1 protein-coding gene is annotated in these 18,995 nt (G+C 61.3%); it reads right to left on the bottom strand.

Annotated features, from left to right (window positions below):
* Positions 1 to 351: 351 nt before the first annotated feature.
* The gene (locus tag MJQ68_RS02980; RefSeq protein WP_238749491.1) at positions 352 to 18,426 is read right to left on the bottom strand and encodes a malectin domain-containing carbohydrate-binding protein; all 18,075 of its coding nucleotides are present in this window, start codon (positions 18,424 to 18,426) and stop codon (positions 352 to 354) included.
* Positions 18,427 to 18,995 lie beyond the last annotated feature (569 nt).

Below are 18,995 nucleotides of genomic sequence, written 5' to 3' on the forward strand. Positions count from 1 at the left end.
TTCAATAGTGCGTACACGGCAACAAGCATAGGCTGCTACCGAAAGGTATTGTAATCTAGTTTTAATGCGTCAATAAAACAAGAAATTTCTCAAGTTTTTGCAAGGCTACGAGTACAAAAAGCGGCGCGGCGCAGCTGTTATAGGTAGTATCACCCGAATAAATAGGTTGGGCATTACATATAGCTGTTTAGCAAATAGAAACAGGCCTGGGTCAGTCTGACCAGTTGCTGTCACGATACATAGTTCGGTATCTAATGTATATGGTATGGTGGATCGGAATACTGAAATAAAAAACGGGGTCGCGCAAGCATTGCGCGACCCCGTGGAAGAGGAGCTAGGTCCGGGGAGTAGCTACCTCAGTTTGACGAATTGTTTCATCGACTGCTGGTCTCCTTCGATCACCTGCAACTGGTATACTCCGCTCGTGAGCGTGCCAAGCTCGATCTGCATGCGGTGCGACTCACTGCTCTTATCTGCCGACAGCTGCTTCACGCGGCGCCCGGTAGCATCCGTGACGATGAACTCTACGCGGCCGGTATAGTCACTCACGAGGTCCACCGTGAGGTTCTCCCGTGCGGGATTGGGGAATAAGCTCAGTTCGGGAGTAGCCGCCGGGGGCGCTTGCTGCACGAATCCTAGTCCACCCATCTCGCGGCTGGTGGTGCTGCCACAGTTGGTCGCCGTTTCGCCCGCTCCGTTCGGTGCCGTAGCCGTGGGACTCAGGTACACCTTGTCGAGTACGGTACCTGGCTCGCGGTTGGCCACCGTGATGGTGTGGGTGCCGGCCGGTAGCTGGAAGCTGCGGTCAGCGGCATCGTCGTTGACCTTGCGCCATTCCAGCCCATTAGTGAGCAGGTCCGCACCGCCGACCTCTTTCCACATCTTGATCCAGGCACCCTGGTCGATCCGTACCCAGAAGGAGTTACGACCCAGGTCGGGTGCGTTCATCCGCAGGAACAAATGGTAGGTACCAGCTTGGGCTAGGGAGACGGTGAAACGCACTTCCTGTGCCGGCTCGTTGACGGGCGGTGCGGCAGTGCGCTTCGCTCCGACAAATACGACCTGTAGTTCGCGGGACGCGAAGCGGTTGGACGTGATACCCCATCCACTGCCTACGGTGGCACACTCGGCCTCCAGCCAGTAGCTCTGGGTAGCGGGAGCGGGCGTGTCACAGGCATCCCCGATACCGTCGCCGTCACTGTCGTTCAGGTTGTCGGTATTTGTACCCGGACAGTTGTCGAGCTGGTTAGCTACGAAGTTGGCCGGTTGCGTACAGGCATCCTCGAAGTCATTCGGATCGCCGTAGCCATCGCCGTCGAAGTCAGCGTACCAGCGGGGTAGGGTCTGGTCGGGATTGGGTACGGTGGGGCAGTTGTCCTGACTGTCGGCCACGCCGTCTCCGTCGCTATCCGGCGCTGGGCTACCACAGTTGGTCGCCTGTTGGCCTAGGCCACCGGGCTGGGTGCCAGTGAGGTTCAGGTGCAGCTTATCGAGCTTGGTCCCGTCCTCGCGGTAGGCGAAGTCGATGGTGTTGCTGCCTGCGCTGAGGGCCAGGAGGCCGTCGGGGTACTTGTTCCACTGGAAGCCGGCGTTTTGGCTAATGCCCGTCCACCATTTGTACCAGCTACCGCCGTTAACGCGTACCCAGTAGGAGTCGTCACCACTGCTCGGTGCATCGATGCGCGCAAACAAGTGGTAACTACCGGCTTTGGCACCCTGTACGGTGAACCGGATGCGGTTCGCCGGTACGTCAGCGGGTGGAGCGGCGGTGCTATTGCCACTCGATACTACCACGAACTTGCCGTTAGAGGCGGCGGCGCTGTTGCCAGTGGTCCACGTGCTACCGACGGCGGCACATTCGGCCTCCAACCAGAAACTGGTCGTACCGGTCGTGGGTGGTGCGGTAGCGGTGATACTTACCAAGTCGGTCGCCTTGGCCCCCTGGTTGTCCGTCACCGTCAGGGTGACCTGGTAGGTGCCGGTCGTAAAGGTGGCCTTCGGGCTAGGACCGGTAGCGGAGCCACCGTTCCAGGTCCAGGCATAACTGGTGATCGTACCGTCGGGGTCGGAAGAGCCGGCGCTGCTGAGCTGTACGCTGAGCGGTGAGGTGCCGGAGGTCGGGGTAGCACTGGCCTTCGCTACGGGCGGCTGATTGGCCGGCGAGGCCGTACAGTTGGTTGCCGCACTACCCGTACCGGTGGGCGCGGTAGCGGACTTGCTCAGGTAGAGCTTATCCAGCTGCGTACCGTCCTCCCGAAAGGCAAAGTCTACGGTGTTCGCACCGGCTGTGAGGCTAATCTGCGGACCGGAGTATGCATTCCAGGCAAAGCCGGTATTCAGCTTGAACTCGCCGTTCCACTTGTACCAGCTGCCGCCGTTGACGCGCACCCAGAAGGAGTCGTCGTTACCGGACGGGGCATTGACCCGGGCAAACAAGGCGTAGTTGCCGGCCTCGGCGTTGCTTAGACTGAAGCGGATACGATTCGCGGGTACATCGGCCGGAGGTGCGTCGTACGCATTGCCGCTCAACACTACCGCGTACTTACCACCGGATGCGCCGGGAGCGCTGCCTACCGTCCACGTGCTGCCTACGGCAGCACACTCGGCTTCGAGCCAGAAGGTGGAGGTGCCGGTGGTCGGAGGGGCAGATACATTGATGGTGACTGCGTCGGTCGCCTTGGCCCCCTGATTGTCCGTTACCGTCAGGGTGACCTGGTAGGTGCCGGTCGTAAAGGTGGCCGTCGGGCTAGGACCGGTAGCGGAGCCGCCGTTCCAGGTCCAGGCGTAGCTGGCGATCGTGCCATCGGGGTCGGAAGAGCCGGCGCTGTTGAGCTGTACGCTAAGCGGCGAGGTACCGGAGGTCGGGCTGGCACTGGCCTTCGCTACGGGCGGCTGGTTGGCCGGCGAAGCCGTACAGTTGCCGGCCGCACTGCCTGCGCCACTGGGGAGGTTACCTCCCTTAGCGAGGTAGAGCTTGTCCAGCAGGGTGCCGTCTTCGCGGTAGGCGAAGTCGATGGTGTTGCTGCCCGCGGTCAGGGTAGGCTGGCTGCCAGGGTACTTGTTCCAGGCCAGCCCGGTACCACTGGTGCGGGTGATGCCGCTGAACCACTTGTACCAGCTGCCGCCGTTGATGCGTACCCAGAAAGAGTCATCGTTGCCGGATGGGGCACCAATGCGGGCGAACAGATTGTACGCGCCGGCCTCGGCGTTGCTTACCGTAAAGCGTACCCGGTTAGCGGGTACATCGGCCGGCGCTGCACTACCCGAATTCCCCTGGGGGAAGACGACGTAACTGCCGTTGGAGGCTCCCGCATTGGTCACCGTCGTCCAGCCGCTACCTACCGTAGCGCACTCCGCTTCGAGCCAGAAGGCGGTCTGCGGGGTACTTACCGGACCCTGGTAGATGATCTCTAGGGCGGATAGCTTAGGCTGATCCACTCCACCGACGGCGGGGGAGGCGTCAAAGAACAGGTTGATCTGCCCGTCCGTCACACTCACGTTGTACTCCCGTACTGTTGCGGTTTCTGGACCTACGGCGGCATTGATGTCGAAGTTGTCCAGCACGAGCTGTCCCTCCAGACTCACGTCGAAGACACGCTTGCCGCTGCCACCGGCTCCACCGCCGGTTGCCCCGAAGTAAATCTCGGCGAAGTGCAGGCGCACGGTATAGCGACCGTCACCTACGGGCACGTTGTAGCCGAAGCTTACCGGACTAGCTGCGCTGCGCTCACTCCGGTAGAGTAGGGGCACCTTGGTCGCGTTACCGTTCGTATACACCTTACCTCCGGCAAAGGAGGCATCGGCAGCGAAGGTGTTGCCCTGGTAGCTCATCGTGGGTCCACCGGCATTGATCCGGATTGCCGTGGGGTTGCTACCACAGTTGAGTCCTTCGTCAGTCTGTCCGTTGCAGTTGTTGTCCAGGCCGTCGCATACTTCGGGCGCACCGGGGTATACGCTGGCGTTGGTGTCGTTGCAGTCTGCGGCATTGGTGACGAAGCCAGCCACCGGAGCGCAGAGTTGCGTGGGGGCGTTGATGTCTCCGTAGGTATCGCCGTCGGTATCCGCGTAGTAGGTCTGCGCGGCGCCGATCTGATCGTCGAGCGGGGCGCAGTCGTTTACGTCGGGTATACCGTCGCCATCGTCGTCCGTGTCGCAGGCGTCTCCTTCCCCGTCCTCATCGGTGTCGGTCTGCCCGGGATTGGCCACGGTAGGGCAGTTATCACCTGGGGTGGCTACGTAACCGTCCGGCGCTTCACAGGCCTGTATGGTGGTGTTTGTGTCACCCAGTCCGTCGCCGTCCTGGTCTGCGTAGAAGGTCGGTAGTAGCTGGTCGGGGTTGGCTACCGTCGGGCAGTTGTCCTCGTTGTCGGGTACACCGTCCTTATCCGTATCGACCACCACGGGACCGTCGTAGAGAATCTCCAGGGCGGAGACTTTGGGCTGGTTCACTCCACCCACCGCCGCGGTCGCGTCGAAGAATAGGTTCACCGCACCGTCGGTCACGGTCACCGCAAATTCTTTGACGGTAGGCGTTTCGGACCCCACGTCCGCGTTGATGTCGTAGTTGTCCAACACGAGCTGTCCTTCCAGGCTCACGTCGAAAATACGCTTGCCTGCACCTCCCGGACCACCATTAGTGGCTCCGAAATAGATCTCAGCAAAGTGTAGACGGATGCGGTAGGTACCGTCTTCCACTGGCACGTTGTAGCCGAAGGTGACGGGTGCACTGGCACTGCGTTCGGTCTGGTAGAGGCCGGGAACGGTAGCCGAACCATTTGCGAATACCTTACCGCCCGCAAAGGAGGCGTCGGCGGCGAAGAAGTCACCCTCGTAGGTCATTGCGGGTCCACCGGCATTGATGCGGATAGCGAGTGGATCGCTGCCGCAGTCCAGGCCTTCATCGACCTGTCCGTCGCAGTTGTTGTCGATACCGTCACAGATTTCCTCGGCGGCGGGGTTGACGGCCGCATTGGTATCGTCGCAGTCGTCCGCATTGGTGACGAAGCCGGCCTGGGGAGCACACAGCTCGGTAGCCGTGGCGGGATCGCCGTAGGTGTCGCCATCGGTATCCGCGTAGTAGGTCTGTGCGGCCCCGATTTGGTCGTCGAGCGGTGCACAGTCTTCGGTGTCGGGCACGCCGTCCCCATCATCATCGGTATCACAAGCATCGCCCTCACCGTCACCGTTCGTATCGGTCTGATCGGCATTGGCCTGCGTGGGGCAGTTGTCTCCACTGTTGGCTACGTATCCGGCCGGAGCCTCACAGGCCTCGATGGAGTCGTCCGGATCACCGAGTTGGTCTCCGTCCGTATCCGCATAGAAGGTCGTCAGGTTTTGCTCCGGATTGAAGATCGTAGGACAGTTGTCCTCGTCATCGGCCACCCCATCTCCGTCCGCATCATTGATGAGCTCCCGGGAGATGATCTCAAGGCCCGAGATCTTCGGCTGGTTCGTACCACCGGCTGCTGCGGAGGCGTCCAGGAATACGTTGACAACATTGTCGGTAATGGTCACCTGGTACTCGCGCACGGTGGGCGTCTGACTGCCTACCTCCGCGAATATGTCGAAGTTATCCAGTACGAGCTGTCCTTCCAGGCTTACGTCGAAGACGCGCTGGCCGGCAGCCCCCGGCGCGTTAGCCGAAGCGCCGAAGAAGATCTCGGCGAAGTGCAGGCGGATCGTGTACTCCCCGTTCGGCACGGGTACGTTGTAGCCGAAGGTGAAGGGCGCCGCGGCGCTACGCTCGCTCTTGTACATGTCCGGTACGCTGGCGCCACCGTTGGTGTACACCTTACCTCCCGCAAACTGCTGGTCTGCCGAAAAGGTCTCTCCCTGGTAATTCACCTGCGGACCGCCCGCATTAATGCGGATAGCCACCGGATCGTTGGAGCAGTTGAGGCCCTCGTCGACCTGTCCGTCGCAGTTGTTGTCCACGCCGTCGCAAATTTCCGCTGCGCCGGGATTACGGGCCGCGTCGGTGTCGTCACAGTCCGTTGCGTTGGTGACGAAGCCGGCCTGCGGCGCACACAGCTGGGTAGCCGTAGCGGGGTCCCCGTAGGTATCGCCGTCAGCATCCGCGTAGTACGTCTGGGTGGCTTCCGCCGCCGTGACCGTCACTTCGCTGGTCAGTGGGCACTCAGCCGTAGCCGCCGCCAGGGTGTACACTCCGGCTACGGTCACGGTCGGATTCTGCTCGGCGGAAGTATAACCGTTCGGACCGGTCCAGCTGTAGGTGCCGGTGGAGGTCTGTCCGCTCAGCGTCACGCTCCCGGTACTGCAGTCCAGGTGCTTCGTGCCGCCGTCTGCATTGGCTTCCACCGTACAGTTGATATCTCCCTCTACGGTAAGCTGGAAGGTCGACGACGCGGTGAGCAGGTTGTAGTCCGTACCCGTCACCCGGATCGCGTACTGATTGCCTACCGCGCTGACGGGAGCATTGATGGTCAGAGTAGCCGTCACGTCATCTACCGCAATCCAACTGGGGAGGGCGGAGCCGTCTGCCAGCGTAGCGGAGTAGCGCAGCCGGTTACCGGGGTAGCCCTGATCGAAGGATGCATCCATCCGGTATGCTTCGGTCTCCTCGTACTGCACCGCCAGGTCCTCGATGGCCGTAGCCGATGGCACCGCGACGGGTCGGGCGTTGATGATGTACGAAGTATTGTCGTTCCAATCGCAGTTGGCCGAGCCGGCGCCACAACCCCCGCCGATGTAGTCCTGGTTAAGGATATACTCGTTGGGGATAACGTTGCCGTCACCGTCGATCGCGCGGTATACGCGCAGGCCCAGCAGCTTATCTCCACTACCGTTCGTCGAGCCCGATGAGCGGTAGCCCGCGATCATGATCTCGAAGGGTACTTCGATCCGGGAGGCACTGGCCCCGGCGATCTCCGTAGACGTATTGGTCAGCTTAGGCAGCAGCGTCTGGTGGTACAGGCCGCCGTGGTTGTACTTCATGTTGTTCACCACCTGGTTGCTGGTATTGCGCAGCTCGGTGGGTGCGCCACCGGGCCCGTGCAGGGCCGAAAGCTGCAGCATCCGCACTGGCTGACTGGCATCCGCCTGCACGAACAGATCGGAGAGGATCATATCGCCCTCCGCTCCACTGCTCACGTCTGCCGGATCGGGGTAGTCAGAGCTCGGGCGTACCTGGATCTGACCGTTGGCCAGCCGGCCCATCTCAGTGCCGAATCCGTAGGCCTCGAAGATCTGCTGGGCAGTGATTTCGTTGCCGCCCTCCGACTTGGTCATGTAGGCACCGCGTAGGGTAGCGGTGGCCGCGTTGTCGGCGTTGCTCGTCAGTACGAGTGACTCGGTGACCAGCCGCTTACCAGCACCACCCGAGGTGACGAAGGTCAGCGTAGCGTCTACTGACGCGCCGGGAGCCACGGTAAGTCCCTCGGCGGGGATTTCCAGACCGGATACCGTAAAGTCAGTTACATCGGAGGTGGTAAGTCCGTTAATCACCAGCGGGGCCGTACCGTCGTTATGGATGCGCACGCCGTTCCGGTCGTGTACCTTGATGGTTTGCCCGGCACTGTTGAGCGGGTTGTTGTTCCGGTGGAAGGTAAAATAGTCGTCCGCCGGGAAGCTGCGCTGCGTACCGGGTACCTTAGTTAGGTTCTCGATCCGCGCGATGGCACCGCTGGACTGTACCAGGGTGAAGGATGCCGTTTCCGTACCCTCCGTTCCGTTACCGTCCGTAGCACGAGCCCGCACGGTGTAGTCGAAGGTCGTAAAGAAGGGCGGCAGCGAGAGCTGCAGCGGCTCGGTGTAGTCGAAGTACTCCGCACCGTCCAGACTGTACTCCAGCGTCTGTATTCCTCCGCTCTGCGCCACATCGGTAGCCGTGAGCGATACGGTGACCGTACCGCGGTAGTTTCCGTCGCCATCCTGCGTACCCGCCACATCGATGGTCACGCTGGGCTCGGGGTCGGCGGTATTTAGCGGAGCGATATTGACGAACAGGATCTTCGAGTTGCCGTTGGCGGCGGTCCCGACGTCGTCCAGGGTCAGTTTGCCATCCAGCACCTCCACCGTAGCTGATCCACTGCGGTAGTAATCGGATGCAGTAGGTACGAATCCATCGATAATGGTCACGCCCTCCGCCCGGATCGTATGGCGGCTGTCGTAGAAGTCCGGATCACCGGCCGCCAGCTCGATTTGGTAGGTGCCGTTCGGTACGGCGATCTCCCAGTGCGCGGGCACGGTCGAGTTGATCTTATCGAACATGTTGAGCGAGCGCAGCAACTTGTCTTCATCGGAGCTACCGGCCGTGATCCCACGGGCAGCACCCCGGGCCTGCGCCGTATTGTCCTGCGGCGCACGGGTCGTGGGGTTGATCCAGCCGTACGACTGCTCGTTGCCACGACTACCGTACGCCAGGCCCACATCGGCCAGGTAGTCGGTCGGTGGACTGAAGCTATTGTCCTGGAAGTTGATGCGGGTAGCAAAGACCACCTCATCGGCAACCGTCACCTGTACCACCAGGCTGGCCGGGGCAAAACCCGGAGCCGTAGCGGTCACATTGGTCTCGTGGGTGCCGTTGGCCAGCCCCGTAGCGTCGACCGCGAAGTCGAGCGGGGTGTCGAACGACACGGTAGAGGGCAGCACGACCCAGGGGTCGTCCGCCGTCAGGGTGACCCGATCGGCGCCGAGCGCGGAGCTGGTCGATAGCACACTGGTCTTGACCGTGGAGGTCTGACCTGATTCTACCGAGAAGCTCAGTTCATCGGGACTAAAACTCAGCACCTGCGCCCCCGCCTCGTAAGGCTTCACGTTGGTGAGCACGTAGACGTAGTCCTGGTAGTCGCCGTTCGTAGCGTCTTCGTAGGTGACCAGGTAGCTGTTAGGTACCAGTACGCCCTGCCGGGTGCGGACCGGGTAGATGCGCGTGCGGTGGGCTACGCCCGAGTTCAGATCGTCCTCCGTATAGTTGGTGCGCCCAAATGTATTGGACGATACGTAGATGCCGAAGAAGGCTCCCTGGGGGTCGAAGGAAGTGGTGCCGGAAGCGAGGGTGGGGTAGAGCGTCTGTGCCTGATCGTCGCCGGCGGACTGTACGCCCACCTGATTCAGACTTACCTGACCGCCGATGTTCGTGTACCAGCCGAAGGGCAGTTCCTCCGCCGGGGAGTAGCGCGCCACGGGCCGGATGCCCACGTTGCCGGGGCCGGCAGCCTCGAAGAGGGGCACGTTCACCTCCTCGCCCTTGGGCGTGGCGGCGGTGCTGCTGGTCAGCGTGGTCCAGCCCACATCGATACCGATACCGAGGGTGTTGACCACGTCCTGTAGAGGCGGTTCGCTGCCACCGAAGTAGCCGCGCTTCTTGAGTCCGTGCAGCCCGACCGTGAAGGGCGCGCCGTCGTTGCCGTTGCTGGTGAAGGTGAGCGCCGCCTCCTGGTAGCCCAGGTTCTGGTCGTTCAGGTCGGGCGCAAAGGTGACGGTATAGTCCTGCGCGGCCGCCGGTGCAATGCTGGTCGCAGTGGGGCCGGTGAAGCTATACTGCCCCGCGAACGGACCAGTCAGGGTCACGGCACTGATGTCTAGCGTGCTACTGCCCTCGTTGGTGATGGTGACCGTCTTGGTCTGCGTCTGGTCACCCTGCGTATTCACGGTGACTTCGAACAGCAGCTCCTTCGGATCGGCGGTGATGGAGGCGACCGGGTTGGCCGGCTCATCGGCCCGCATGAGCATGAGCTGCTGCTTGGTGCCGCCGGCGCGGTCGTACTGTGCCATGTAAAGGTTGCCCGTGCGGGGGTCCTCTACGACGTCGAGCGGATCGTCCAGGTTCTGGAGTCCGGGTACGTCCTGGTAGGCCTGCACCACATCTCCCGAGTTGTTACCGGGCTGCATCACGATGATGTCGTCCTGGCCGCTGAAGCGCACGACCATCAGCATACCCTGCAGCTTGCCGTCGAAGGCATTGGAGCGGTACTCGATGGCCCCGTTGGGTGACTTGTTCTTCCCGAAGTCGTAGGCGACCTCCAGGTAGTTGGCATCCTGGCCCAGGGTGCTGGGATACTTCCTTACGTCGGTGTAGGACGATTCGGCCTGTCCGGGCAGACCGGAGTAGGGCCGGCCGCCGTGGTTGAGCACGAACTCTCCGCGGTAAGGGTTGGGGTGGCCGTGGTAGCTGCCGCCCTTGGACTTGAAGAGCCAGTCCTTTTGGGTCTCCCCGCCCTGTACCTTAGGTATGGACGGATCGACGAAGAAGGTGCCGTTCGGACGCCGGACGCCCTTGCCCGTGGGGTCCTGGTTCACGTAGTCGGCCGATGCCGGCGTGACGGGTGAGCTGCTGTTGTTGCCGGCCGTGCCGTTGGTGGGGATGTACGTCCAGCCGTTGCTGTGGAACACCATATCGTAGGCATTGCGGATACCGGTAGCGTATAGCGTGAGTGGGGAATCAGCCGAGTACGGATTGTACGAACCGTCCGACATGGTCAGACCGGTGGCTGGCGCACTGTTGATCACCGAGATGTTGTCGGTCGTGTAGACGCTCAGGGGCAACTGCGCAGGCAGCTTGTCCACCTCCAGACGGAGTACGGCGGCGGCCAGCAGGCGCTCGGGCCGGAGCCCCCAGACCGCGTCCGGATCGCCACCGGCGGAGTTAGAGCCCTGTACGATGTACAGGTCATTGTCGGTGCCCACTACGACGCTGTTGGTCAGGTGGTCCTTCTTGGAGCGGGGCAGGTGGATGAGTACGTTCTGTACCGTCTGCAGGTTAGGGCCGGACAGGCGGGCGAGTACGCCGTCCCACTCTGGCCCGTTGGTAAGGGTCAGGGCGCTGTGGGTGACGTAGGCTATCAGGTTATCGGCCGTCGCTTCGGGGGCGAAGGTGAGTCCGATGACGAGGCGATCGTCTCCCGCCGGGGTACCGGTTACGGGGTGGTTGGCACCAGTGAGGTTGATATTAAGTTCTTCCAGGTCCGTCAGCGTGCCGTCGTCGGCAATGGTCCACCGCTTGATGGTCTCGCCGATGGTAGAGGCATAGAGCTTTCCGTCGGGTCCGACGACCAGGCTGGTGAACAGGTCGGCAACGCCCTCCCCGAGTGCGGCACCCTTGACCTGGGTGAAGCTCACGCCGGTCAGGTCGGCGGGTGGGTTGGTGTCGTCTTCGGAGGCCGTCGTAAAGGTGGACACGAAGGTCTGGAAGGTGATCCGGTCGCTGAGGTCACCGATGCGGTTGGCGATCACGTCGGCAAGCTGGAAGCGGTAGCTGGTGGAATTCTTGAGGGGTACCGTAGGCGTGAGAATAACGGCGTCTCCACCGCCCGTATCGTTGAAGTTGGCGGGTACCTCCACGGGGCCCTGAGCGGTGAGCTCGAAGAGCTTCACGTTGTCGGTCAGGGTGGTCTTGTCGAGCTCGTAGTCGGTGGGGGTATTGACGGATACCGCGATCTGGAAGGCATTGACGGCCACGTTGGTCGCTCCGTTAGCGGGGTTGACGTCCGAGAAAAAGGCCTGCGGATCGGCATCGGTGGGGGTGATGGTCACCGTGGCGATCTTGGTATTGAAGCCGCCCGTGGCGTCCAGCGTCAGCCGTCCGTCGCTGACGGTCACTACGGCCGTACCGCTGTAGACGGTCGAGCCTCCCGGGGGGATGGTCTCGTCGATTACGTTCACGCCTTCGGCGTTCACGACATGACGGGTACCGGTCGTATTGTCCGGATCCGGATCACCGGCCCGCACGCTTACCCGGTAGGTGCCGTTGGCTACGGCAATCTCCCAGGCGCCCTCGTCGGTGGGGCCGCGGGTACCCTCGGTATCACCGTACTGCATGTGCATGATCGTCTCCGTCAGTATGTCCACATCGGGGTTGGGCGCGCGGTTGCGGCCGTTGCCGACCAGGCTGAGCGGCGTGGCGGTGCCGGGTGTTACCCAACCATAGCTTTGGGTGCCCCGGTCAGCGTAAGGCTGTCCGAAGTCGCGCAGGTAGCCCGTCGGGGGCGTGGTGGCCTCGTCCGAGAAATTGACCCGCAGGGCAGCCACGACGGGCTCGTCGGGGGCGATCACCACATTGCGTACGATCACCACGACATCCTGGTAGTCGAAGCCACTGACGTGCTCTTCGGTAGCCAGCACGTAGGCGTTGGTCTCACCGGGCAGGGCATACACCCGTACGTGGTGGGGGATGGCTCCGCTGAAGTCGTTGAGCTCGTCCTCGCTGTACAGCACCCGCTCGTTGAAGAAGGGCCAGCGGCTGAAGAAGCCGAAGGTGGCCGTGCCCGGATCGAAGTTTAGCGTACCGGTAACGCGGGGGTTCAGCGTCTGGCCGTTGCCGCTCACGTTATTGCGTACGGTGAATACATCCATAGCGGAGGCCTTGTCTCCACTGGCGTACCAGCCAAAGGCCACGATAGGGTTACTCGCTTCGGGACCGTAGACCGAGAGTACCTCGATCTCTACCTGGCCGGCGGTTGCCCGCTTGAAGCGCTGGGCACTGATCTCGTCGCCCAGCAGGTCATCGTAGTCCGCTCCGCTTACGGGGTCGATTTTGTTGGTAGCTACGTTCTGGTCCCCTACGTCGATACCCAGCTCGTAGGTATCGAAGATGTACTGTAGGGAGGGTTCGCTACTTCCTCCGTTGCCATCCTTACCGAGGCCCCGTAGGGCTACGGTGGCGGCACTGGCGTTGTCACCCTGTACCGTCAGACTGGCCGCGTGCGGACCTTCCCGATTAGGGTCGAACCGCACAATGACCGAGGCAGAGCCATTAGCCGGAATGCTGGCGGGCAGCAGGGAGGCGTCCACTACGAAGGATCCCGCGTCGGGACCGCTCAGCGTGGCAGTCGGATTGGTCAGGGCTACGTTGCCGGTATTGGCGACCAGTACGGTAGTGTCCCGCCCGGGCGCACCTCCGGCTACGTCGTCCAGGATCAGCTTGGTCGGACTGAGCGTAATCACGGGGGCGTCCGCCGTGATCGTGACCGAAACGGCCAGTTGAGCGGTGTTGTACCCATCCGCACTAGCAAAGACGGTCGTGGTGTAGGTGCCCTCGGCCAGTCCGTCCTGGAAGCCGAAGACCAGCTGACCCACCTGGGGGTTAGTGGGCAGTACGAGCCACGGGCTGGCGTCGGGGTCGTCACTCAGCGTGATGGCCGGACTTTGGTTATTGCTGCTACTCAGCGCTACGGTCCGATCGGCGATCGCTACGCCCTCGCGGGCCGAGACGGTGAGTTGCTCGGGGGCGAAGGCCAGGGTAGGCGTCACTTCGTCCAGCTCGATGCTGAAGTTGTCGAAGGCGAAGTCGAGCGACTGGTCCGCCGCAGCCCGCCGGTGGGTGGCGTAGATGCCTGCGTAGGTCAGTGCGGCGGTGCCCTGATTGTTGTCGTGGTCTACGCCGCTGAGAAATGACTGGGGTACGGTCACCGATTCCACGCCGGTATCGATCACCTGCACTTCCGTGCCGCCGTCGATGCTATAGAAGCCGCGGGCCAGCCCGTTGACCGGATCGATCTCCATCCGCAGACGGATAGTACCGGCCGTCGCTGGGAAGGCCGGACTGTCCAGCTGCACGATATCCACTTTGGTGGGGTCGGCGTCGCTAATGTGCTCCAGTACGATCTGTACCTTCTGCTGGGTATCGGAGGTCTTGACCAGGTCCACCTTGATGAAGTTGTCCCCATCGATACCGAAGTACAGACTGCCCTGCTGGGAGTTGTTTCCGGCACTCGCCGCGAAGTTGGGCTGCGTGAGGTCCACCGTCAGGTTGAATACATTGGTCGGTGGCACCACGATCCCTACACCGAGGGCATTGACCTGGGTGTTATTGTCCGAACTGGCGGGGGGCTTTTCGTAGTTGATTCCCTTGGTGCTGGTGATGATCAGCTGGCCACCACTTACATTCAGTAGCGACTCCTCCAGACCGGGTACGTCGGGGTTAGAGGGGGTTGCGGGAAACTGATTGACCGCCGGCGGATCGACCATTGTAAAGCCGGTACCCGCGATGCCGCCGGCCGGCCCGTCAAAGGTCAGCGAGAACGGCAGGGTCACGCCGATGCGGTCGCAATTCAGCGTAGACAGTGGGGAGCAGCCCACTACGGGCTCCTCCACGTCCGTGACGTTGATGGTGACCGTAGCCGTGCTGCTGGCCTCGCCGTCGCTCACTGCTACATCTAGTACGTACTCCGCCGTCTGGTCGAAGTCAAGTTCGTTGAATACGGTGATCAGACCGCTCTGGGGGTCGATCGCGAAGTCGCCCGCTGCGTTACCGGACGAGATGGTATAGCTGAGCACATCACCGTCCGCGTCACTGGCTACGACGGTACCAAGCTCAGCGCCCACCTCGGCATCTTCGGCTACCGTAAAGGTCTGCGCGGCGATGGCGGGGGCTGTATTGGCCTTCGGTGTGATACTGAAGTAGTCGAACGTAGCGTCGAAGCTAGATCCATTATTACGGTGCGTCGCATAGACGCCCGCCAGCGTGATCGGGCTCAGGGTCGGAGCGATACCGCGGCCATCCAGGTAGCGCTGCGGTAGCGGCAGGAAGCTGGTATCACTCTCCATGAGCAGTACCTCCGCCCCGCCGTCCAGCACGTAAAAGGCTCGGATAGTACCGGCCGCAGGGTCGATGAGCAGGCGCAGGGTCACGTCCTGACCGGCGGTGAAGCCAGTCGACTGCAGTTTCGTACGAGCGTCGTTACCGGTTTCACCGTCCAGTTCCTGCCGTAGCTCGATCTGATTGTTGTTGTTGACGTTAAGCTTGACGAAGTTGTCCTCATCGATACCGAAGTAGAGACCCGCCTGAGCGGAGCCAGTCCCGGTATTGAGACCCAGCAGTTTGGTTTCGATACTGAAGGGCGCGCTGAGGTCCGTCAGTCCTACGCTGAGCGTATTGATCTGCGTATTGGTACGACTGGTACCGGTACGCGCCAGGTAGTTGATCCCCTTGGTAGCCGCGACGGTCAGGTTACCGTTCGCTACACTGAGCTTACTGGGCTCGTAGCCGTTGACGTCAGGGTAGGTGGGGTCGCCGTCCTGCGGCAGACGTTCCGCGCTGTGATTATCCGTTAGCGTAAAGCCGGTTTCCAGGCCATTCGCATCGGCCAGGCCACCCTCCGTGCCGTCGAAGGCCAGGGTGAAGGGGACACTCACCGCAAGCTCCCCACAGGGCAGCAGACTGAGGGGCGTACAGGGAGGTGCCGCGGCAGCTTCCACGACGATAGTTACCGTCTCCTCGTCCGTCAGCGTACCGTCCGATACGGAGAACGCTACACCAGGGAAGCTACCCGCGTCGCCGGCCGTAGGGCTCAGCGTAAGGGTGGCCGTACGATCGCCGTTGTCGGTCAGACTGGCAAAATCGGGCAGACCACTGGCTGTAAAAGTCAGTGCATCTGCGGCATCGTCATCCGTGGCCGTCAGCGTATAGATAGTCGTTTCATCTTCGGTCGCCGTCAGGTCACCGATGGCCGCGAGCGCGGGTGCGGTGTTCCCTACTGCAACGGTGATGTCCTGGGTAGTGGCTGCACTGGCCTGTCCGCCTTCATCCGTGACCGTAAGGCTAGCCGTGAAGGTGGCCGTACCCGTGTAGACATGGCTTGGTGTGGCGCCGTCGCCGGTCGTGCCGTCCCCAAAGTCCCATGCGTAGGTAAGCGCGGTGGCCTCCGGATCGTTGGACGCCGTAGCATCAAAGCTGACACTCAGGGGCGATGTGCCACTCGTAGGGGTAGCGGTGAAGCTGGCCACGGGGGCCTCGTCTACATTCGTCACCTCGACGGTCACCGTAGCGGAGTTGCTCTGGGCCCCGTCACTGACCTCCACGGTCAGGGCATAGGAAGGGCGTAGCTCGAAGTCGAGCTCCTGCGTCGCAGTGAGTTCGCCGCTGTTGGCGTCGAGGGAGAATACCACCTGATCATTACCGGCAGTAATGGAGTAAGTTAGTGCATCTGCGTCCGCATCACTGGCCACCACGGTACCGACCACCGCACCGGCGGCCCCGCCCTCGGCTACCGTCAGGGTTTGATCGGCGATGCTGGGTGCCGCGTTGGTTTGCTCCGGCGTTACGCTAAAATAGTCGAATTCAGCGTCGAAGCTGGTACTGTTGTTCCGGTAGGTTGCATAGACGCCCGCCAGCGTGATGGGGCTAAGTGCTGCATCGATGCTGCGGCCATCCAGGTAGCGTTGGGGCAACGCCAGAGACGTGGTACCGCCGCTGGAGAGCAGTACCTCCGCTCCGTCGTCCAGCGTATAGAAGGCCTGGATGGTGCCGGCTACGGGGTCGACGAGCATGCGCAGGGTCACGTCCTGACCGGCGGTGAATGCGTCCGACTGGATCTTGCCGGTGGAAGATTCGTCGATCGCTCCGTCCAGCTCCTGCCGCAGTTCTACCTGCGAATTGTTGTTGACGTTGAGCTTGATGAAATTGTCCTCATCGATGCCGAAGTAGAGACCGGCCTGCGCGGAGCCGGCACCGGTATTGAGTCCCAGTAGCTTGGTTTCTATGCTGAAGGGGGCGCTGAGGTCCGTCAGTCCTACGCTGAGGGTATTGATCTGCGTATTAGTGCGGCCGGTACCGGTACGTGCCACGTAATTGATGCCCTTGGTGGCGGTGACGGTCAGATTGCCGTCGGCTACACTGAGCTTGCTGGGTTCGTAGCCGTTTACGTCGGGGTAGGTGGGCTCACCGTCCTGGGGTAGACGCTCCTGACTGTGGTTGTCTGCAAGCGTGAAGCCGGTCTCCAGTCCGTTGGCATCGGCCAGGCCGCCTTCCGTACCGTCGAAGGACAGGGCGAAGGGGAGAGACACCGCCAGCTCTTCACAGGGCAGCAGACTGAGGGGCGAGCAGGGGGGGACCTGGTTTACGTCGGTCACTTCTACCGTGATGGTAGCGGAGCTGGCGGTCGTTCCGTCACTCACCTCTACGGTGAGTGCGTAGGTGGGGGTCTGGTCGAAGTCCAGTACCTCAGTGGTAGTTAGCTCACCGGTACCCGCATCAATAGCAAAGGCCGCCGGGTCGTTGCCGGCGGTGATGGAGTAGGTGAGGGGATCGGTATCCGGATCGCTGGCCTGTACGGTGCCGACCGTAGTACCTGTGGCCTCGCCTTCCGGGATGGAGAAGGTCTGGGCGGCTACCGTGGGCGGACCGTTGGGTGCCGTGGTAGGCGTGATGGTCGCGAAATTGACCTTGGTGTTAAAGGCACCGGGGTCATCGGCGTTGATGGTGAGTACGCCGTCCAGTACTTCTACGGTGACCGTGGCGGAGGTGAAGCGCCCGGGATCGCCGGCGGGAAGGTCCGGGTTCACATCAAAGAGCGGAATGGCTGTGATGCCTTCCACCTGGATAAAGTGATTGGGGGTTAATGAGGGGTCGTTGTCCTTTTCGGAGTCGCCTACGCCGATACTGACATCGTAAAAGCCATTCGGTACCGCCACTTCCCACTGGGCTTCGGTGGCCCGGTTGCCGGTCCAGCTGGATACGTCGTTGCCCTGCATGTGTACGAGAGTCTGCTGGAGCAGGCTCAGACTGGGGTAGCTGCCGCGGTTGCGACCGCTGCCGTTGCTGGGGGTGGTGAGATCGAGGGGTGTGCCGTCGGAAAGGCTAGTCCATCCGTAGGTGATGCCACCGTCCTGGAGGCCGTAGGGCAGACCATAATCTTTGAGGTAGCCATCGGGTGGGGTGGTGCCTTGGTCCTGGAAGTTGATTTTGTACGGAAAGGCGACGGGCGGTGGCGGTGGGGCGACATCTTCGGTTACTACCTCACTGTAGTCGGTGCTTAGGCGGATGGGGCCTACGCTGCCGTCGTGGTTGCCGCCGTTGGCGCTGCTGATGAAGAGTCGACCTATGGTAGGGGTGCCCTGTACGCTGTGGGTGCCGGCGGCCATCCAGGTCGTTTGTTCGTCATCCAGGGCGGGGTCGATGGTCCAGCTGTAGGTGATGGTGCCAGTACCGTCGTATACCCCGCGGACGACGAACTGTACCGTCTTACCAGCGTCTACTCCGGCTACGCCGGCATTAGATGCTGCTCCGGCCAGACCGATACGCGCGATTAGGTTACTGCCGTCCTTGGCGAGTTGCTGGCGGACCCACTGGTCGCCCGCCGCATCGTCATCGATGCGGATAGCCACACGAATTCTGCCGCCATCGTTACCCCCCAGGGCATTCACATTGAAGTATGTGCCGAAATAAAAAGGCACCCCGGCCGTGAGCGTAGCGGGTGAATTGGTGAGGGGTAGGAAGTCGTGGGCGTGATTACCGAGGGAGAAGTCCAGAGAGTGCGTGCTATTCGGGGAAAGCCCCTCGGCTACGACCGGGATCACCGCGTCGCCATCCTTCTCCTTAAGCCAGGTACTGGCTGCGATCTCGTGGAGATTGCCGGTGCCATAACCGGCAAAATTCTCTATGTAGCTAAATTGCTGTCCGTAAATGCTTGCTACGGGCAATAGGAAGGCCAGGAACAGCCTGGCAGCTGCTTTGTAGAGTAGATCCATAATGTGAGTATGACTTGTGTTGTTGCGGACTATCGTCCTAGTGCATATAGTGTCTTAGAATCGTGTGTTAAGTAGTATTGATAAATCGTAAGGAATACGCTGAAAACGACGTGGTGTAATGCTAGAGAGAACTTTATCTATAATAGGTAGAGACACACTTCTCCCAGATACTGCTGGGCAGTATGTCTGGCGGTGCGGACCTATACGGGCATATCTATGGCAGTCGTTCGACCGGAACGGGTACGTGCTGCAAGTACATGGAGTTGCCTTGTGTATATAGTGGCTGCATGGGTAAGCGACCGACGCAGCGCAACCTATAGTTTATGTTCAATAGTGTAAGTAGCGGTTTCCAATAGGGCTCCCGCTAAAATCGTAGCCTAAATTAACTGTATTGGTTTAAACAACCAAATAGTGTCCCACATTTCGCCGCCTGGCGGCGAAAGATGCAGCCGACAGCTAAGAAGGCTTTTTGTTTAGTCACCACTATGTGTCACTTGATGTATATATACAGTCCATTTATCGGACTAAAGCGTGTAAGTGTCATTTAGACGTCTTTCAAAAATAAACCT

Source organism: Neolewinella maritima (assembly GCF_923081025.1).
GTDB classification, from domain to species: Bacteria; Bacteroidota; Bacteroidia; order Chitinophagales; family Saprospiraceae; genus Neolewinella; species Neolewinella maritima.

What these genes read in the sequence shown, in the direction of transcription:
- MJQ68_RS02980 (WP_238749491.1), bottom strand. Translation starts at nt 18,426, where the DNA reads ATGGATCTACTCTACAAAGCAGCTGCCAGGCTGTTCCTGGCCTTCCTA.